Consider the following 20,813-nt stretch of genomic DNA (forward strand, 5'->3'; position numbering starts at 1 on the left):
CGGCGCCGCCGCCGCCGACCATGCTGCTGGTCGACGACACAGCCGACAACCTGCACGTGCTGGCCAACGTCTTCAAGGGCCAGTACCGCATCAAGGCCGCACACAACGGCGAGAAGGCGCTGGCGCTGTGCTGCGCCGACACGCCGCCCGACCTGGTGCTGCTCGACGTGATGATGCCGGGCATGGACGGCTTCGAGGTGGCGCGCCGCATGCGCGAGCATCCGAACGCCGAGAGCGTGCCCATCATCTTCGTCACCGCGCTGACCGACGACCACTCCCGCTTGCAGGGCATGGAGCTGGGCGCGGTGGACTTCGTCACCAAGCCGATCGACCCGATTCAGCTCAAGCTGCGGGTCGACAACTTCATGCGCTACGTCGAGCTGCGCCGCCAGTTGCAGGCCGACTACGACAACATGCTGGCCATGGCCCGGCTGCGCGACGACGTCGAGGCGATGACGCGCCACGACCTGAAGGGGCCGCTGGCCGGCGCCATCGGCATCGTGCAGGCGCTGGCCGACGCCGGCGACCTCGACCGGCGCCAGGCCGAGCAGCTGCGGCTGGCCGAGCAGGCCATGCTGCAGGTGATCGACATGGTCAACCTGTCGACCGAACTGTACAAGATCGAAACCGGCAAATACGTGCTGCACGCGGCGCCGCTGGCGATCAGCGACATGCTGCGGCGCGTGGTCGAGACGGCGCGTGCCTTCTACGCCGGCAAGCAGCTGGTGATCGCGGTCGATACCGATTTCGACGTCGGCACCGATCCGCCGACCGGGCTGGGCGACGCCATGCTGACATACTCGCTGCTCAACAACCTGATCAAGAACGCCTGCGAAGCGTCGCCCGAACGCGGCCGCGTCAGCGCCACCTTGTACGCCGGCTCGCCGCTGCGCATCGAGATCGTCAACAAGGGCGTTATTCCGGCAGCAATCAGGCCGCGCTTCTTCGACAAGTTCGTCACCGGCGGCAAGGCAGGCGGCACCGGCCTGGGCACGTATTCGGCGCGGCTGCTGGCGCGCGCCCAGCATGGCGAGGTGGCGTTCGCCGTCAACGACGAGGCCCACACCACCACGCTGATCGTCACGCTGCCGGCCGGCCCGTCGGCCGCGCTGCCCTAGCTGGCGGGCGCGCTTCAGGATTGCGCGGGCGGCGTGCTCATGGCGTCCAAGGCCAGCAGCGCCGCGTCGAAGTCGAAACGCTCCACTTCCAGGCTGGCGCGGCGCAGCTGGCGCGCCAGCGGCTGGCCTCGCACCAGTTCCTCCAGTTCGTCCAGCACGTCGAGGGCGGCGGTGTCGCTGTCGGCCAGCAGCGCGCGCAGCCGGTCCAGCATGCCCAGGGCCTGCGGCGACAGCGGGCCGGCCGCCGCATCGGCCGCGCCGGCGCCAGCCTCCGCAGCCGAGGCGGGATCGAGCGCCGCCAGGCCGGCCAGCACCGGCGCCAGTTCCAGCTCCACCTGCGCCAGCCGCTGCGCGATCTCGTCGGCGCCGGCGCCGGCCTTGCACGCCAGTTCCAGCGCCGCCGCCGCCGCCGCCGTGGCCTTGGCGCCGATATTGCCGGCCGTGCCGCGCAGCGTGTGCGCCACGCGTGCCGGCGCGTCGGCGTCGCTGCCGCTGGCGGCGGCCTCGAAATTGGCGCGGAACTGCGCCTGGCCGTCGCGGAAGCGGCCCAGCAGGCGGCGATACAGATCGGGCCGGCCCATGCTGGTGGCCAGTCCGGCGGCCTGGTCTATGCCCGGCAAGTCCGGCAGCGATGCCGCCGCCTCGGCGCGGCCGCGCGCGCCGGCGGCCGGCAAGCCAGCCGCCGCTTGCGCCGGACGTATCCACTTGGCCATGGTGGCGAACATCACCGCCACATTCAGCGGCTTGGAGATGTGGTCGTTCATGCCGGACGCCAGCGCCTGCTCGCGGTCGCCGTCCATGGCGTTGGCCGTCATCGCGATCACCGGCAGCTGCGCCCAGCGCGGCTGTTGGCGCAGCAGGCGGGTGGCGCTGTAGCCGTCCATGACCGGCATCTGGCAATCCATCAGCACGCCGTCGAAGGCGGCGCCGGTGGCGAGCAGGTCGAGCGCCTGCTGGCCATCCTCGACGATGGTCAGCACGATGCCGGCGCTTTCCAGCAGTTCGCGCGCCAGCTCCTGGTTCAGGTCGTTATCCTCGGCCAGCAGGATGCGCGCGCCGGCCAGGCTGGCCTGGTCGGCGGCGCTGCGGTCCTCGCGCTCGGCCTGGCGGGTTTCGGCCACCACGCCCTTGCCCAGCGCCTCGCCGATCGCTTCGAGCAGCGTCGACGGCGTGACCGGCTTGGTCAGCACCGCCGGCAGCATCACCTGCCGGCGCATGGCCGCCTCGTGGGCCTCGTCGCGGCCGAAGGCAGTCACCATGATCACCGATGGAATATGGGTCACGGCGCCGTTCTGCATGCGGTGCAGCGTTTCCACGCCGTCCATCACCGGCATGCGCCAGTCCAGCAGCACCAGGTCGTAGGGCAGGGCGACGCGCTCGGCGTCGACCATCGCGCGCAGCGCGCCGTTGCCGTTCTCGGCCACGTCCACCTCCAGCCCGAAGCTGCGCGCCATGGTCGACAGGATCTCGCGCGCGCTGGCGTTGTCGTCGACCACCAGCACCCGCAGCCCCAGCAGCTCGTCGGCGTGGAACATGCGGCGCGGCGCGAAGTCGGTCTGGCGCCCGAACCGGGCGTGGAAGTGGAAGGTCGAACCCTGGCCGGCGGCGCTCTCGACCCAGATGCGGCCGGCCATCAGCTCCACCAGCTTTTTCGAGATCGCCAGCCCCAGCCCGGTGCCGCCGTATTTGCGGGTGATCGAGCTGTCGGCCTGGCTGAACGACTGGAACAGGCCTGCGCACTGTTCCGGCGTCATGCCGATGCCGCTGTCGCGCACCCAGAAGTGCAGCTCGACCCGGCCGTCCGCCTCGCCGATCAGCTCGGCGCCGACGACGATCTCGCCGCTGTCGGTGAACTTGGCGGCGTTGTTGCCGAGGTTGATCAACACCTGGCCCAGCCGCAGCGGGTCGCCCAGCAGCGCGGTGGGCAGGTCGGCCGCCGTCGCGAACAGCAGCTCCAGTCCCTTGTCCTCGGCCTTCAGGCCTATCATGCTGGCGAAGTTCTCCAGCACGTCCTCCAGCCGGAACGGCACCTGCTCGATGCTCATCTTGCCGGCCTCGATCTTGGAGAAGTCGAGGATGTCGTTGATGATGCCCAGCAGGTTCTCGGCCGAGCGGTGCACCTTCTCGATGTAGTTGCGCTGCTTCTTGTCGAGCTCGGTTTTCAGCGCCAGGTGGCTCATGCCGATGATGGCGTTCATCGGGGTGCGGATCTCGTGGCTCATATTGGCCAGGAAGTCGCTCTTGGCGCGGGTCGCGTCCTCGGCCACTTCCTTGGCGCGCAGCACCTCGGCCTCGGCCCGCTTGCGGTCGCTGATGTCGAAGTACCACTCGATGCGCAGCGGCCGCTCGCCCTGCGTCAGGCTGATCGACGACAGCAGCAGCGTCAGGCGGCTGCCGTCGCTGTGCCGGAACTCGGCTTCGTAATTGAGCACGCTGCCCTCGGCGATGGCGTCGCGGAAGCGCTGCCGCGCCTGCTGGTCGCACCAGTAGCTGGTGTCGCCGCCGAAGGCTTCCTTGCTGTTGCCGAACAGCGTTTCGAGCTGGTGGTTGGCGTACACCAGGCGGCCGCCGGCGTCCTCGATCAGCATCGCCACCGGGCTGCTGTCGAGCACGCTGCGCAACTGGGCTTCGCTGGCCTCGACCGCGGCCTGCATCGCGCGCCGCTCGGTGATGTCGCGCACCGAGGCGCAGACGCAGACGCCGCGGCCCTCGATGGCGGGCAGCCGCGACAGGCCGATCTCGATCGAGAATTCGCTGCCGTCCTTGCGCAGGCCGTGCAGGTCGGCGCCGGCGGTGCCCATCTGGCGCGCGCTGCCGTGGGCGATGAAGCCGTTGCGCTCGCCGACGTGCCGGCCGCGCATGGCGTGCGGCACCAGCGTTTCGATCGGCTGGCCGGCCAGCTCGCCGGCGCCGTAGCCGAACAGCTTGTCGAGCTGCGGATTGGTGATCAGGATGCGGCCATCGACGTCGACCACCAGCATGCCGTCCGGCGCCGCCTCCAGGATGCCGCGGTACCAGGCTTCGGTGGCCTTCAGCGCCACCTGCTGCTGCGCCAGCTCGGCCGATTGCTGTTCGGTGCGTTCCAGCAGCGTGCGCACCGCCTGGTTGCGGATCTTGATTTCCATCGTCATCGCCAGCTTGGGCAGCAGCTCGTCGAGCAGCGCGCTCTCGGTGGTGGCGGGGACGTCGAAGCTGGCCAGCTCCAGCACGCCCATCAGGCGGTCGCCGTGCAGCAGCGGCAGCACCAGCAGGTGGCGGGCCTGCGCCTGGCCCAGTTGCGACTGGATGGTGGCATAGTGTTCGGGCAGTTCGCTGATGCGGCGCGGCTGGCGGTCCAGCGCGCATTGGCCCAGCAGCCCGCTGCCCAGCGGCAGCAGCGGCGCCGGCGGGTGCCCGGCGTCGGCGGCGTAGCTGCCGCACAGGCGCAGCTGCCGGCCCGATTCGTCCAGCGTGTACAGCACGCCGCGTCCGATCTTCAGCAGCGGCGCCACCATCGCCAGAAACTGCTGGGCCAGCTCGTCGAGCGAGCCGGTTTGTTGCAGCTCGGCCTGGATGGCCGCTTCCTGCGACTTGATCCAGCGCTGCGCCTCCAGCTGCCGCGCCTCGATCTGCAGCAGCGCGATGGCGCGCGCCAGGTCGCCGGTTTCATTCTGGTAATCGGTGTGCGGGATGACGGTGTCGAGCTGCCCGGCGGCCAGGCTGTCGACCGCCTGGCGCAGCCGGTGGACCGGGCGGCGGATCGACATGCTGATGCCGCCCGCGCACAGCAGCGCCAGCGTCAGGCCGCCCAGCAGCAGCGCATAGGTCAGTACGTTGCTGCTGTCGGCGTAGCGGCGGATGTTGTAGATGGTGCTGCGGACATTGGAATCCTTGACGGCGGCGATCTCGGCCAGCAGCTGGTCGGCGCCGCGCAGCGATTGCTGGAAGCGTTCGCTGTCGAGGATGGCCTTGGCCTCGCCGGGGCGCTTTTGCCGGAACAGGTCGAGCGCCTCGTCGCTGGTGCGCTCCGCGCGCGTCAGCAAATTATCGAAGTTGCCCATGCGCTGCTGGTTTTCCACCCGCAGCAGCGTGCTGCGGGCCTCGTCGGCCGCGAAGTGCAGATGCTCGCGCGCTTCTTCCAGCTGCTGGATCGCTTCGTCTTCGGCGACCGGGTCGGGCGCGCTGACGATCTTGTGCAGCGCCAGTTCGAAATGGGTCAGCTGGATGCGCGCCTCCTTGACCTGCACGATGCCTATCATGCCTTCGCCGAGCAGGCGCTGCATATCGCGGCTCAGCTTGTCCTGGGCCAGCAGGCTTTGCAGGCCCAGCGCCAGCGCCAGCGCCAGCACCACGCAAAAGCCGGCGACCAGTTTCTGGCGCAGGCGCAGCCGTTCCAGATGCTGAAGTGGCGATCTCATCTGATGCCGTTCACGCGGCCGGCGTGCTGTGGGCGATCGCGGCGGCCTGCCTGGCCATGTCCTGGTCGCTGTCGGCGAAGCGCGCGGCGATCTGCTGGAACAGCGGCAGGCAGGCCTGGAAGGCGTCGCAGATGTCCGGATCGAAATGTGCGCCGCGGCCGTCGAGGATGATCTGCACCGCCTGCTCGTGCGGCATGCCCTCCTTGTAGACGCGGCGGCTGATCAAGGCGTCGTAGACGTCGGCCACCGCCATCAGCCGCGCCGAGATCGGGATGACGTCGCCGGCCAGGCCCTCGGGGTAGCCGCTGCCGTCCCATTTCTCCTGGTGGCTGTAGGCGATCTCCTTGGCCAGCCGCAGGAAGTCGACGTCCATGCCCAGCTGCTGCTCGGCGTGGGCGATGGCGTCGCGGCCCAGCGTGGTGTGGGTCTTCATGATCTCGAATTCCTCCGGCGTGAAGCGGCCCGGCTTGAGCAGGATGCGGTCCGGGATGCCGATCTTGCCGATGTCGTGCAGCGGCGCCGACTTGAACAGCAGCTTGATGGTGTCGTCGTCGAGGAACTGGCGGAAGCGCGGATGCTCGCGCAGGTGCTCGGCCAGCACCCGCACGTAATGCTGGGTGCGGCGGATGTGGTTGCCCGTTTCGTTGTCGCGCGTTTCGGCCAGCGAGGCCATGGCGTGGATGGTGACGTCCTGGATCGCGCCCAGCTCGCGCATGCGGCGCAGCACTTCCTGCTCCAGGTAGTCGTTCTTGTCGCGTAAACACTCGGCCGCGTCCTTGACCTTGAGCTGGGTGCGCACCCGCGCCAGCACCACGGGCGGGCTGATCGGCTTGGTGATGTAGTCGGCCGCGCCCATTTCAAGGCCGCGCGTCTCGTCGTCGGTGGAGGCCATCGCGGTCAGGAAGATGATGGGGATGGCGCGCGTGCGCGGCTCGGCCTGCAGGGCGCGCGCCACCTCGTGGCCGTTCATGCCGGGCATCATGATGTCGAGCAGGATCAGGTCGGGCGGCGGGCTGTCGTTGGCGATTTTCAGCGCCTTGTCGCCATTGTTGGCGGCCTTGACGGTGTAGCTATCCTTGAGCAAGTTTGCCATCAGCAGCAGGTTGTCAGGGGTGTCGTCCACCACCAGGATGACGGGCTTGACGGGATGGTCTGGCGTGAGTTCCATGCTGAACGCTCCGGTAGGTGGCGGACTGCTGCATTGACAGACTATAGCTGTCTCTCTGGCAAGTGTAAACAGAGTGCAATACCGGGGCGGCATGGCCTACGCAGTCGGCGAGCAAGCCTGAATTTGGCGACAGCGCGCCGCCGGCCGTCCGCCGATGAGCGGTGTTGTAATTTCGTAACGAAACGAAATATCGCCGCGCTTCAATATCGTCAAACGAAAGATATAATCGCTTAAGACTTGACGAATTCCTGTTGATATTTTCTTTTTATTGACTAAATCCTTATTTAATTTTAAGGTTTATTCAGGCTGAGCTTACGAAAACGAAAGATTTAGCCGCGTTGTATTCCGCAAAAACTTATCTACGCAAATAAGAACGGAGTCTATGCATGAAGAAAATACCGAAGGCAGGCAGCACTGCCGTGCGGCTGTCGCTGCTCGTCCTGAGCCTGCTGTCCGGCGGCGCCGGAATGAACGGCGCGTACGCCCAGTCGATCACCGGTGGTTTGTATGGCTCGGTGCCGGTGGGCGCGAGTGCGAACCGGGTGACGGTCACGAACGAGCAGACCGGCTTCAAGCGCGAGCTGCCGCTTGACGGGCAAGGGCGCTACAAGACGTCCGGCCTCAACCCCGGCTTGTACACCGTGACGCTCAGGCAGGGGGAGCAGGTGATCGCCGTCCGCCAGGCAAGCGTGAAGCCGAACAGCGACACGGCAGTCCTGGCCGTGACGGCGGAAAACCAGGGCGGCCCGGATGCGCTCGCCACCGTGACCGTGGCCGGCAACTCGGCCCAGACCATGGTGCTGCCCATCGACGTGAACACCCCGGAATTATCCAGCCACTACAGCCGGGAACTGATCAACAGCCTGCCGCTCGTCAACGGCAACGCCGAATCCATTGCGCGCCTGCGCTCCAATGTGCGCTACGACCAGAACACGACCGGCCTGGTCCAGCTGGGCGGGGCGTCGCCGGCGGAAAACCGCTACTACCTCAACGAATTCGACACCACCAACGACCGCACGCTGCTGGGCGCCAACCGCCTGCCGCGCGAGGCGATCCAGGAAACCGAGGTGATGGCGGGCAGCTTCGGCGCCTCGTGGACCAACGCCACCGGCGGCATCATGGCGCAGACGGTGCGCCAGGGTTCGAACAAATTCGAGGCCGGGTACTCGATGTATTACACGCCGGCGACGTCGGATGCCTTGATGCCGGCGGAGAAAGACATACGCAACGGGCAGGGCGATTACTACCGCTATTCCTCGAACAACCGCAGCGAGGCGAGCACGACGAACTACCTGTGGGCGTCGGGCGCGCTGGTCAAGGACAAGCTGTTTGCCTTCGTGCTGCTGGGCGACCGGCTGCCATCGCGCAGCTACAGCTACAGCCAGAACCGCGAGTCGATCGCCAGTTCGCAAAGCAAGAACCTGCTGCTGAACCTGACCTGGAACATCAACGACGACCATACGCTCAACCTGACCGGCTCGCGGGCGTGGAGCAGCACCAGCACCGACACCTATCGCCTGCAGAAGGACTACACCACCCAGGTCGGCGCCTTCTCGTCCAGCTCCTATTCGCCGGTGACGGAGCGCATGTTGATCGCCAACTACCACGGCAACCTCACGCCCAACCTGGAGCTGCGCTTGATGGGCGGTTTCCTGGGACAGCTCAATGACCGCGCCCACGGCGCCGAGGACATTCCCTATGTCGACGCCTACAACAGCCAGACCCAGAAGACCAGCAACATCGGCATACAGGACCGCACCGTCAATTTCCGCCCCGACGATTACTGGCGGCGCGGCTACAAGGGCGATCTGAGCTGGAGCCTGGACAATCACAAGATCGTGTTCGGGGCCGAGTACTACCAGCACTTCCTCGGCCAGGACTGGCACACGCCGCAGGCCGGCTGGTACACCTACTACGACCGTCCCAACACCGTGCAACTGCCCAATGGCGAGCAGGTGGGCGGCAAATACGTCGGCTACTATTTCAACCACGAGTTCGGCCGCATGGTGTCGATCAACAAGGCGGCCTATCTCGAGGACTACTGGAAGGTCGGCAAGGGCGTGATGCTGTACGGCGGCCTGCGCTTCGACAAGTTCGTCAACAAGGATGCACTGGAACGCCCGCTGTTCTCGTTCCCGACCACCTCGCCGCGCCTGGGCATGTCGTGGGATGTGCACGGCGATTCCAGCCTGAAGGTCGGGGCCAATCTGGGGCGCTATTCGCTGTCCATGCCATCGAACTTCAGCTTCGGCGTCGCCGAGTCCCATCTCGAACAGCGCAAATGGTACCGCTACAGCGGCATCGACCCCACCACCCAATTGCCGCTGGGGCTGGCGCAGATAGGCGCCACCTACACCGCGCCCGGCCATGACGGCACGCCGCCGGCGGCGGACCAGGTGGCCACCACTAACCTGAAGGCGCCTTATCAAAACGAGTTGCAGTTGTACGCGCAGAAGGCGTTCAACCGCCACTGGGTAGGCCAGGTCGATTTCGGCTATGCCGAGCTGAAGCGCGTCATCAATTCCACCTGCTACGGCCAGGGCATAGGCAAGTATGCCAACGCCCACGGCTATCCGGACTATCCGAGCGACTACGAATGCTTCGAGCTCAATCCGGGCGAGGATGTCACGGTCACGCGCGATTTCCGCGGCGACGGCAAGCCGGTCTCGCTGACGATACCGGCCGCCGAATTCGGCCTGCCCAAACCCAAGCACAAGTACATCCACCTGACCTTCGATGCCAGCCACTCGCGCAGCGCGAGCGAGCCGTGGTACCTGAACCTGAGCTACACCTGGACCCGTTCGTTCGGCAACGACAACGGCTTCCTCAACCTGGAGAACCGGAACGCCGGCTATATCGGCCAGACCGGCATCTACGATTTTCCGGAGACGACGCGCGGCGCCAGCGGCAACCTGACCAACGACATCCGCCACGCGTTCACCGCGTCGAGCGCCTACTACTTCCGGAACGGCCTGCGCGCCAGCGGCATACTCAGCATGCACAGCGGCGAGCCGGTCAGCTGCTTCGGCCTCAATCCCGACGTCAACAGCCTCTCCTACAACTGGGGTTCGTGGGGACACTACTGCGATGCGGGCACCAATCCGGTCGGGGTCAAGACGGCGGGCACCAGCGGCCGCCTGCCGTTCTTCTGGCAATTCGACATGGGCGTGGGCTACGACATGACGATAGGCGCGCACAACAAGCTGAGCCTGGACCTGAGCATCCAGAACCTGTTCAACCGGCGCGGCATCACCGACCGCTACAACACCTACAGCGCCGACGTGAACGCCGACAACACCATCGTGCCGGATGTGAACTGGGGCATACCGAGCCAATATCAAACGCCGCGCAGGGCCTCGCTGGTGCTGCGCTATCAATACCGTTAATCGTGACCGGAGTCCATACCTTGAATCTGACTAAAACTTTCCTGGCCGGCCTGCTGGCCCTGGGCCTGGGCAGCACCCTGGCTTACGCGGCCGAGCCGTCGGCGCGCCCGCCGCACTTTGCGATCGACGGCGCGCATTTCAAGCTCGACGGCCAGCCGTTTGTGATCCGCTCCGGCGAAATGCATTATCCGCGCATCCCCCGCGCCGCCTGGCGCGAACGGCTGCGCATGGCGCGCGCGATGGGCTTGAACACCGTGACCACCTACGCCTTCTGGTCGCAGCACGAACCGGAGCCGGGGCAGTGGAACTTCTCCGGCCAGAACGATCTGCGTACCTTCATCAAGACGGCCGCCGAGGAAGGCTTGAACGTGGTGCTGCGGCCGGGCCCCTATGTTTGCGCCGAGGTGGATTTCGGCGGCTTCCCGGCCTGGCTGCTGCGCACGCAGGGATTGCGCGTGCGTTCCATGGATGCGCGCTACCTGGCCGCCAGCGCGCGCTACTTCAAGCGCCTGGCGCAGGAGGTGGCCGACCTGCAGAGCAGTCGCGGCGGCCCCATCCTGATGCTGCAACTGGAGAACGAGTACGGTTCCTACGGCCGCGATCACGACTACCTGCGCGCCGTGCGGGCGCAGATGCGCCAGGCCGGGTTCGACGCGCCCCTGTTCACTTCCGACGGCGGCGCCGGCCGCTTGTTCGAGGGCGGCACGCTGCCCGATGTGCCGGCCGTGGTCAACTTCGGCGGCGGCGCCGACGATGCCGAGGCCTCGGTCCGGGAACTGGCCGCCTGGCGCCCGCGTGGCCCGCGCATGGCCGGCGAATACTGGGCCGGCTGGTTCGACCACTGGGGCGAGCAACACCACACCCAGAGCCCGGAGGAGGCGGCGCGCACCGTGGACCAGATGTTGTCGCAGGGCGTATCGTTCAATCTCTACATGTTCCACGGCGGGACCAGCTTCGGCTGGCTGGCCGGCGCCAACTATTCGGGCAGCGAGCCCTACCAGCCGGACACGACCAGCTATGACTACGACGCCGCGCTGGACGAGGCGGGGCGTCCGACGCCCAAGTACTTCGCCTTGCGCGACGTCATCGCCCGGCATGTGAAAACGGCGCTGCCGCCGGTGCCCGCCGCGCCGCAACCGCAGGCGCTGCCCGCCTTCGCGCTGCAACCGGCCGGCAGCCTGCTGGCCCGGCTGGAGCTGCTGTCCAAGGGCCAGCCTTCGCGCTGGGCCAGGGCGATGGAGGAGTACGGCCAGAACTACGGCTACATCCTGTATCGCAAGCGGCTCGATGCGCCGGCCAAGGGCAAGCTGGTGCTCGACGGCTTGCACGACCAGGCGACCGTGCTGGCCGATGGCCGCGTGATCGGCCGGCTGGACCGCCGGCTGGGCGAGAGCACGCTGGCGGTGGATCTGCCGGCCGGCGTCCAGCTCGATCTGCTGGTGGAAGCGATGGGACGCATCGGCTTCGGCGCCAAGCTGGTCGATGACAACAAGGGCATCACGCGCGCGGTGAAGCTGGGCGACGATGAGCTGGAGGGCTGGACGGTCTACCCGCTGCCGCTGGATGGCGCGGCGCTCAAGCGCCTGCCGGCAGGCGCTGCGGGCGATGCGGCCGGGGCGCCGGGCTTCTGGCGCGGCACGCTGACGCTGGCCAAGCCGGTCGACACCTTCCTCGACACGCGCGGCTGGGGCAAGGGGCAGGTCTGGGTCAACGGCCACCATCTGGGGCGCTACTGGCGCATAGGCCCGCAGCAAACGCTGTATCTGCCGGCGTCGTGGCTGAAGGAGGGCGGCAACGAGGTGCTGGTGTTCAGCACGGAAACGCCCACCGCCGGCACCATGCAGGGCCTGGCCGCGCCCGTCTACGACACGCCGAAGCGGGACTAGGAGTGCAACGGGAGTGCAACGGGAGTGCAACGTTGGCAAATCGCTAGCAAGGATGTTGTTGGTCTTTCGTCACAATCGCCAGGGGAGCGCCTAGGTACGGGCAATCGGGGCTAGAATTGTCCTATATGGAAAAATCACTTGCTTCCACGATAGCTCGTTTCGCCGACTTGCTGCTGGATGCCGTCTGCATGGTCGACGCGGACGGCCGTTTCGTGTTTGTCAGTGCCGCCTGTGAGCGCATCTTCGGCTACGCTCCGCGGGAAATGATCGGCATGCAGATGATCAATCTGGTCGCGCCGGCCGACCGCGAGCGCACGCTCGCGGCGGCGCGCTGCATCATGGACGGCCAGCCCAACTCCCGCTTTGAAAACAGGTATGTCCGCAAGGATGGCAAGATCGTCCACATCATGTGGTCGGCGCGCTGGTCCGAGGCGGACCAGTTGCGCGTGGCCGTGGCGCGCGACATCACGGCCACCAAGCAGGCCGAAGCGATGCAATACACGCTGTATGCGATCTCCGAGGCCGCCCATGCCAGTGACAACCTGCCCGCCTTGTTCGAGCGCATCCACGGGATCATCGGCGCCATGCTGCCGGCGGCCGGCTTCGCGGTCGCGCTGCGGGGCGAGCAGGACGAGTGCCTGCAGTTCGCTTATTACGTCAACGCCGGCGGCAGCGCCGCCCCGCATCCGGTGGCGCGCTGGCTGGGCGAGGAAGTGTCGCGCAGCGGACAGCCGGTGCTGCTGACACCGGCCACCATGACGCAGTTGCCGCTGGCGCTGCAGGCGGCGGCCGGTCTCGCTCCGGACTGCTGGATAGGCGTGCCGCTGGCGACCACGCACGGCCGCATCGGCGTATTGCTGCTGCAGGGCGGGGAGGCGTCCGGCCTGTCCGGCTACACCGACCAGGAGCAGGAATTGCTGCTGTTCGTCTCCAACCAGGTGGCGACGGCGATCCATCGTCAGCAGCTTTACACCCGGCTGCGCTTCATGGCCCAGCACGATGAACTGACACAGCTGCCCAACCGCCGCCTGTTCCACGACCGGCTGCAGATGGCGCTGGCGCGCGCGCAGCGCCACCAGACCCAATTGGCGCTGCTGTTCATCGACCTGAACAAGTTCAAGCAGATCAACGACGACCACGGCCATGCCTGTGGCGACCAGTTGCTGCGCGAAGTGGCGCAGCGCCTGAAGCACTGCGTACGCGAATCCGATACCGTGGCGCGGCTGGGCGGGGACGAGTTTGTCGTCATCGTCGAAGAGGTGCTGGTGGCCGCCGACGCCCGGCAAATTGTCGAGAAAATCCACCATATCCTGACGCAGCCGATGTCGCTGGCCGACGGCCTCAGCCTGACCGCCACCGCCAGCATCGGCGTCGCCCACTATCCCGAGCACGGCAGCGACATCGCGCAGTTGATACGCTATGCCGATCAGGCCATGTACGCGGCAAAGCAGACGGTGGAACACTCCGGCTAGCACCCCGCAATCCCATCCCATCACTGCTTGCCATGCATGGCTCCTTCGGGAGCCATATTCATTTCGGTATGCCTGGAACACGCGGCTGTGCCGATTTCGTCCATCTTTGGCACTAACCGCGCCAAGACGTACTCATCCGACCCACGTAAGCTTGGTGCCGATTCGAAAGCCTCTGTTGAAGCAGGCTTTCGAAGTAAACCGGCAGTTTCATTACAACGATCCCGCACACGCGATGGGGGACGTCATTACCAGGAGACGAGTAATATGTTTCAGGAAAAAATAGCTGTACGCTGGGTAAAGTTTGCGCTGGCCTTGTTGTCGGCCAACGCCGTGGCGCTGGCGCAGGCGCAGGAGCAAGCGGAGGCGCTCAAGCCCGACGCCAAAATGGAGCGGGTGGAAATCACCGGCAGTAACATCAAGCGCATCGCCCAGGAGGGCGTGTCGCCGATGACCATGATCACCAAGGAAGACATCAAGCGCTCCGGCGCGACCTCGGTGCTCGACGTGTTGCGCAACCTGCCTTCGGTCGGCGGCAACGGCCGCGATTTCGGCGGCGGCAACGACTTCCGCAACGGCGCCACCACGGCCAGCCTGCGCGGCATGCCGACGCTGATCCTGTTGAACGGCAACCGCCTGCCGGTGTCCGGCTCGGACGATTCCAATGGCTTCACCTCGGTGGACTTGAACATGCTGCCGCTGGCGGCGATCGAGCGCATCGAGGTGCTCAAGGACGGCGCCTCGGCGATCTACGGCACCGACGCCGTGGGCGGCGTGATCAACTTCATCATGCGCCAGAACTACCAGGGCGTGGACCTGAGCACCAGCTACGGCACCACCACGCTGGGCGGCGGCGACGTGCGCAAGCTGTCGGTGGCCGGCGGCTACGGCGACCGCGCCACGCAGAAATTCAACCTGACCTACGCGGCCATGTACGAGGACACCAAGCGCATCAAGGGCACCGACCGCGACTGGGCCAACCACATCGACTTCGGCGCCAGCGGCGGCCTGCAGTACGCCAATGTGTACGGCGCCCACGGCACCGACGCCGGCACGCTGTCGATCGGCGGCAACCGCTTCGCCGACCCGGAATGCCTGGCCGGTTCCAAGCTGCCGTATCCGAGCGGCGCCGAATGGTTCCCTTCGCCGACCCGCAACGGCTGCCTGTCGGCGACGGCGGAGTTCACCGACCTGGTCAAGCCGTCGCGCCGCGCCGGCGCGACGGCCGCGCTGAACTGGGACATCGCGCCGGACCTGACCTTGTTCGCCAACGCCTTCTACACCAACTTCGACAAGCGCATCGTCGGCCAGTCGTCGTGGCTGCAGAACCGCGCGCGCAACAACCTGGTCATCCCGGCCTCGAATCCCTTCAACACCTACGGCAAGCCGGTGACGGTGCGGCGCGATTTCCCGGTCTACGAAGGCGGCATCAAGACCAACGTCGACAACCTCTGGCTGCTCACCGGCCTCAAGGGCGAGCTGGCCGGCTGGGACTGGTCGGCCACGCTGTCGCACGGCGAGGAGCGCGGCCGCACCGATACCATCGGCGCCTACAAGCTGGAGGAGTTGAACAAGGCGGTTGACGACGGACGCTTCAATCCCTTCGGCGTCAACAAGAATTCGGATGCGCTGATCCGCGAGCTGTCGGGCGAGATGTTCGTCAAGACCCGCAGCAAGACCGATTCCATCAAAGTGCAGGCCGCCACCGAGTTCGGCGAACTGCCGGGCGGGAAGGTCGGCGTCTCGGTCGGCTCCGAGCTGCGCAAGAATTCGCTCACGTACACGCCGTCGCAGGATTGGCAGCAAGGCTTGCTGGGCCAGTACGCGGTGCTGCCGCCGATTTCCGGTTCGGAAAAACTGTCGGCCGTGTATGCGGAGCTGAGCCTGCCGTTGCTGAAGACGCTGGAGGCCCAGGCCGCCGTACGCCACGACAAATATGAGCTGGCCGGCGCCACCACCAATCCCAAGTTCGGCGTGAAGTGGAAGCCGAGCAAGGAGATCATGCTGCGCGCGAACTACAGCACCGGCATGGTGGCGCCGTCGCTGCCGCAGCGCTTCAGCCAGGGCCGCGACGCCTTCTACCAGACCAAGGATCCGCACCGCTGCGTCGAGGGCGATGTGTATTTCGATTCCTACTGCACCCGCCAGGTCAAGGCTTCCAACGTCGGCACCAAGGATCTGCAGCCGGAGAAATCGAACCAGTACAACATCGGCTTCGTCATCGAGCCGATCAAGGACTTGAACATCGGCCTGACCTATTACGACATCAAGTGGAAAAACAAGATCGACATCCTCGATACCACGACGGTGCTCGACAACGAAGACGGCGCCTACAAGTCGCACGTGACGCGCGACGCCGTCACGGCCGAGGACATCGCCGCCTACGCGACGCTGTCGGCGGCCGACAAGGCGCGGCTGGGGCCTTTGCGCGGCGAGCTGTCGAACATCAAGACCGGCTGGGTCAACCGTTTCCAGTCGCACACCTCGGGCATCGACCTGGACGCGTCCTACACCTTCCGCACCGAAAAGCTGGGCCGCATCAAGGTGTTTGGCGAAGCCAACTACACGCTGCGTTATGACACGGTGCTGTTGGCCGATAACGTCTACATCAACTGCCCGAACAACACCTCGTGCGATGCCGGCGAGTACGGCAATCCGCGCGTGCTGGCGAACGTGGGCGTGAACTGGGACCAGGGACCGTGGAGCGGCACCGGCATCGTCAAATACGTGGCCGGCACCAAGGTCGACCGCTCGCCGTCGGCGGTGCAGAACCAATGGTATGACTTCTATGCCAAGGGACGGCGCATTCCGGCCATCGCCACGCTGGACGCATCGCTGGCCTATTCGGGCATCAAGAATGCGGTGATACGCGTCGGCGCCAACAATGTGTTCAACCGTGATCCGGCCTTCGATCCGGGCTCCTCGCTCGGCTACAACGATAGCTGGGGCGATCCGCGCGGCCGCTATGTGTATGTCAGCCTGGACTACAGCTTCAAGTAAGCGGCGCTGACGATCCGGCCGTCGTCTTCGCGGCGGCGGCCGGACTTAAAAACATTGATCAAAAAACCATATTTTTGCTATGCTTGCGAATTTAGGCGGAATATGAAGTTATTGGCATTCGCAGCGAGCAATAGCAGTAAATCGATCAACAAAAAATTAGTGGCTTACGCGGCCGGTCTGGTGGACGGTGCGGAGGTCGAAGTACTGGATTTAAACGACTACGAAATGCCGCTGTTCAGCATCGACAGGGAAGCGGCGTTGGGCCATCCTGAATTGGCCCGGGCTTTTCTGCAAAAAATCGCGGCGTCCGATGCACTGCTGATCTCGTTCGCCGAACACAATGGCTCGTATAGCGCGGCCTTTAAAAACCTGTTCGACTGGTGCTCGCGCATCGAGCCTAAGGTGTTTCAGAACAAGCCCCTGGTTTTCCTGTCCACCTCGCCGGGCGCCCGCGGCGGCGCCAGCGTGCTGGCAGCGGCGACCGGTTCCGCACCGTTCTTTGGCGGCCACGTCAAAGCCAGCCTTGCCATCCCCAGCTTCCACGACAACTTCGATCTCGAACTCGGCGTGCTCAAGCACGAGGAATTGAACCTCCAGCTGGTCAAGGCTGTGGCCGCGCTGAAGGAAACAGCACCCGCCGCTTAAGGTATCGCCGCCATTTCGTCGGTGAATGGCGGTATCTACTCCTTCTTGCTTATCCCATAAAACCTTTTTTGTTGCGATAATCGCTATATAGCAAACTATATTGCGCTATTGGCCCGGGCCCATTAAGGTCCGGGGCTAAGGTTTTTTTACATGGGGAAGTCATATGGATCAGAAGGAAAAGCGCGGCCGCCGGCTGACGCTGATGGCGTCGGCACTGCTGGCGCTGGGGGCCGGCGGCAATGTGGCCGCTCAACAGGGCGGCGAGGCCCGGCCGTTCGAGCTGGGCGCCGTGGTCGTCACCGGCACGCTGGATCAGGTGGGCGAAATCGGCAAGGAGCAGGTGGCCTCCGTCATCGGCCGCAAGGAAATGCGTCAATTCAACCGCGACAATGTCGGCGATGCGCTCAACCTGCTGTCGGGCGTGACGCTGTCGACCAATTCGCGCAATGAAAAAACCATCGCCGTGCGCGGCTTCGATGCGCGCCAGGTGCCGCTGTATATCGACGGCGTGCCGGTCTACGTGCCGTACGACGGCTACGTCGACTTCGCCCGCTTCAGCACGGCCGACCTGGCCAGCATCCAGGTGGCCAAGGGCTTCAGCTCGATGGCGTACGGGCCGAACGCGTTGGGCGGCGCCATCAACCTCATCTCGCGCAAGCCCACGGCCGCCTTCGAAGGCGACGCGGCGCTCGGCTGGGCCAGCGGACACGGGCGCCAGGCCTCGGCCAACGTCGGCAGCAAACAGGGCATCTGGTATGTGCAGGCCGGCGCCTCCTACGACCAGAGCGACAACTTTCCGCTGTCATCCGACTTCCGTCCGACCGCCAGCGAAGACGGCGGCGCGCGCAACAACGCCTACCGGCGCGACAGCAAGGTGTCGCTGAAGCTGGGCGTGACGCCGCGCGCGGGCGACGAGTACGCGCTGAGCTACTACCAGCAGCACGGCAGCAAAGGCCAGCCGCCATCGACCGATCCGGCCACCGCGCGCTACTGGCAGTGGCGGTACTGGGACAAGGAAAGCGTGTACTTCATCTCGCGCACCGCGCTCGGCAGCAGCGCAGCGCTGAAGGTGCGCGCCTATCACGACAACTACGGCAACGAAGTCGACAGCTACACCAACGGCAGCTACACCACGCTCAAGACCTCCGGCGCGGGCAGCCTGGGCACGGGCCGCAGCATCTACAGCGACTGGACCAGCGGCGCGTCGATGGAACTCGAAGCGCAGCAGGCGGCGATCAACACGCTGCGCCTGATCGCCCACTACAAGGTGGACAAACACGTCGAACGCGACGGCGCCGGCGCCACCAACGCCATCTTCAAGGATGCGCTGGCGTCGCTGGCGCTGGAGGACAATGTCCAGCTGCGCCCGTCAACCATGCTGTCGCTGGGCGCGGGCCGTCATCAGCTGCGGCCGCAGACCGTCTACAGCGCCGGCAATCCCTACACGCTGCCGGACACCAAGACCGCGCACGACTGGCAGGCCGGCCTGTTCGAAGACCTGTCCGCCAGCGCGCGGCTGTACGCCACCATCGCCCACAAGTCGCGCCTGCCGACGCTGAAGGACCGCTACTCGCAGCGCCTGGGCACCTACATCGAGAACCCGGCGCTGCGGCCCGAATCCGCGCGCAACTATGAGATCGGCTACCAGGGCCAGCCGTGGAAGGATGGCCGGCTGCAGGCCGCCTACTTCTACAGCGAGATCGGCGACAAGATCCAGGCCGTGGCCAATGTCTCCGGCATCAAGTCGCAGATGCGCAATATCGGCAGGGTCCGCTCGTCGGGCATCGAGCTCGATGCGCGCGGCAAGCTGGGCAGCGCGGTCGAGCTGGCGGCCAACTACACCTACACCGAGCTCAAGAACCTGAGCTCGCCGACGACCCGCCTGACCGATGTGCCGCAACAGAAGCTGACCGCGCAAGCCATGCTGCACCCACGCGACGACGTCGACCTCATCGCCATCGCCGAGCGCAACAGCAGCCGCTGGGCGTCGGACACGGTGCAACTGGCGGGCTACGCCACGCTGAACCTGAAAGCGGTGTACCGGCCCGTGCGCGGCGTCGCCGTGGCGGCGGGTGTCGGCAATTTGCGCGACCGGAATTATGCGCTGGCCGACGGCTTCCCCAGCGCCGGACGCCAGTGGTTCGGCAACGTCAATTATCAATACTAAGCAAAGGAAGAGACGATGGGCTATTTGTTACGCAAGCTGTGCTTTACGATCGCGCTGGGTGCCGCCGTGCACGCGGCCGCGCACCCCACCGATGGCGACACCGCCCAATTCGTCACGACCCGCCTGGCCGTGACGGGCGCGGTGCAGCACGCGCTCAATCTCAGCGTGGCGGACTTGCGCCAGCTGCCGGCGCAGAAACTGGGCGAGCTGCCGCTGCTGCGGCAGGGCGGCGCCAACGCCGGGCAACTGGCGAACCTGAAGGGCGTGCGCCTGCGCGATCTGCTCGAACAGGCTGCCGTGGTGTCGCGCGACCACAACGACGTCAAGAAGATGGTCGTCATCGCCACCGCCAGCGATGGCTACAAGGTGGTGTTCTCATGGTCCGAGCTGTTCAACTCGCCGGTGGGCGAGGGCGTGCTGGTCTACTTCGAAAAAGACGGCCAGCCGCTCGGCGACGACGAGGGCCGCATCGCCATGGTCTCCAGCAAGGATATCCGCAGCGGCCCGCGCCATGTCAAATGGCTGCAATCGATCGAGGTGAAGAAGATCGCCGAGTAGGGCGCTCACTCCTTGATGATGTGCTCGGCCAGATAGTCGATCAGCAGCCTGATGCCGGGCAACAGCCCCCGGCGCGACGGGAACACGGCGTGGATGATGCCGCCTTTCGGCGCCCATCCCGGCAGCGCCTCGACCAGCCGTCCCTGCTGCAGGTCGTCCTGCACCACCATGTAGGGCAGCTGCACCAGGCCGGTGCCGCGCAGGGCCGCCTGGCGCAGCGCCGTCATGTCGTCGGTGATGTAGCGGGGGCGGTGCCGCACCTGCGCCTCCATGCCGTCGGGGCCGTCGAGCTGCCACACATGGTCGCGCGACGGTCCCCAGTCCAGGCTGGGCAGGTCGTCGAGATCGTCCGGAGCCGCGGGGCGGCTGCGGCCGGCGAACAAGGCGTCCAGCAGGCCCGGGCTGGCCACCAGGCGCTGCGGGCTGGACGACAGCACGCGCATCACCAGGTCCACATTCTCCAGCGGCGGAAAGCGCACCCGCAAGGCCAGGTCCAAGCCCTCGCCCAGCACATCGACGCGGCGGTTGGTGGCGTCGAGGTGGACCTGCACCTTGGGATACTCGGCCATGAAGCGCGCCACCAGGTCGCCGATCCGATAGTCGAGCAGGGCGGTGGGGCAGCTCATGCGGATGATGCCCTGCGGCTCCGAATGCTCGCGCTGCATCACCTCGCGCGCCGCCTGCGCCTCCACCAGCACGCCGACGCAGCGCTCGTAGAATTCCTGCCCCATCGCCGTCACCGAGAAATGCCGCGTGGTCCTCTGCAGCAGGCGCACATTGTGCTCGGCCTCCAGCGCCGCGATGCGCCGGCTGAGCTTGGACTTCGGCATGTTCAGCGCGCGGCCGGCCTGGGTGAAGCCGCCGTGTTCGACCACTTTGACAAAATAATATAAATCGTTTAAATCCATGATGGCTCATTGTTCCAATTGGAGAACACTGACGGCATTTTATGTTACTTCCGAGAATTATGTTAAGGATTTACTATGTGCGCAGTCTTGTTTTTTCAACCAAAGGAGTAC

At 65.9% G+C, this 20,813-nt stretch carries 11 protein-coding genes; 8 read left to right on the forward strand and 3 right to left on the reverse strand.

Translation table 11 applies throughout. The features are described 5' to 3' along the window. The coding region (locus DUGA2_RS31085; protein WP_070273175.1) for a response regulator at positions 1–1,118 on the forward strand (1,118 nt) is incomplete at its 5' end. Positions 1,119–1,132: 14 nt separating this feature from the next. On the opposite strand, the gene DUGA2_RS31090 is transcribed toward DUGA2_RS31085, so the two are convergent. Both DUGA2_RS31090 and DUGA2_RS31095 read right to left on the reverse strand, forming a co-directional pair. Continuing rightward, positions 1,133–5,515, reverse strand: coding sequence for a response regulator (locus DUGA2_RS31090; RefSeq protein WP_070273176.1), 4,383 nt, complete (start codon positions 5,513–5,515; stop codon positions 1,133–1,135). Positions 5,516–5,525: 10 nt separating this feature from the next. Continuing rightward, positions 5,526–6,683, reverse strand: coding sequence for a two-component system response regulator (locus DUGA2_RS31095; RefSeq protein ID WP_070273177.1), 1,158 nt, complete (start codon positions 6,681–6,683; stop codon positions 5,526–5,528). Between the two features lie 386 nt (positions 6,684–7,069). On the opposite strand from DUGA2_RS31095, the gene DUGA2_RS34145 reads away from it, so the two are divergent. The 7 genes from DUGA2_RS34145 to DUGA2_RS31130 all read left to right on the forward strand — a co-directional run bounded on the left by DUGA2_RS34145 (position 7,070) and on the right by DUGA2_RS31130 (position 19,794). Then, the gene (locus DUGA2_RS34145; RefSeq protein ID WP_070273178.1) at positions 7,070–10,069 is read left to right on the forward strand and encodes a TonB-dependent receptor; all 3,000 of its coding nucleotides are present in this window, start codon (positions 7,070–7,072) and stop codon (positions 10,067–10,069) included. 20 nt (positions 10,070–10,089) lie between these two features. Next, positions 10,090–11,955, forward strand: coding sequence for a glycoside hydrolase family 35 protein (locus tag DUGA2_RS33245; protein WP_168167841.1), 1,866 nt, complete (start codon positions 10,090–10,092; stop codon positions 11,953–11,955). A 125-nt stretch (positions 11,956–12,080) separates the two neighbouring features. Then, positions 12,081–13,427 carry a bifunctional diguanylate cyclase/phosphodiesterase gene (locus DUGA2_RS31110; protein ID WP_070273179.1) on the forward strand — a complete coding sequence of 449 codons (1,347 nt, stop codon included), beginning with the start codon at positions 12,081–12,083 and terminating at the stop codon, positions 13,425–13,427. Positions 13,428–13,691: 264 nt separating this feature from the next. Next, a complete protein-coding gene (locus DUGA2_RS31115; RefSeq protein WP_070273180.1) occupies positions 13,692–16,424 on the forward strand; it encodes a TonB-dependent receptor in 2,733 nt (910 codons plus the stop codon). 102 nt (positions 16,425–16,526) lie between these two features. Beyond that, complete coding sequence (locus tag DUGA2_RS31120) at positions 16,527–17,069, forward strand: NADPH-dependent FMN reductase (RefSeq protein WP_070273181.1); 543 nt, start codon at positions 16,527–16,529, stop codon at positions 17,067–17,069. Between the two features lie 163 nt (positions 17,070–17,232). Further along, positions 17,233–19,236 (forward strand): TonB-dependent siderophore receptor, encoded by a 2,004-nt coding sequence (locus DUGA2_RS31125; RefSeq protein WP_070273182.1) that lies wholly within the window; start codon positions 17,233–17,235, stop codon positions 19,234–19,236. A 15-nt stretch (positions 19,237–19,251) separates the two neighbouring features. Beyond that, positions 19,252–19,794, forward strand: a complete 543-nt coding sequence (locus DUGA2_RS31130; RefSeq protein ID WP_070273183.1) for a molybdopterin-dependent oxidoreductase — start codon at positions 19,252–19,254, stop codon at positions 19,792–19,794. 5 nt (positions 19,795–19,799) lie between these two features. Here the strand turns inward: DUGA2_RS31130 and DUGA2_RS31135 are convergent, their stop codons facing one another. Continuing rightward, a complete protein-coding gene (locus DUGA2_RS31135; protein WP_070273184.1) occupies positions 19,800–20,705 on the reverse strand; it encodes a LysR substrate-binding domain-containing protein in 906 nt (301 codons plus the stop codon). Between the last annotated feature and the right edge of the window lie 108 nt (positions 20,706–20,813).

Source organism: Duganella sp. HH101 (assembly GCF_001758795.1).
Lineage (GTDB): Bacteria > Pseudomonadota > Gammaproteobacteria > Burkholderiales > Burkholderiaceae_D > Rugamonas > Rugamonas rivuli.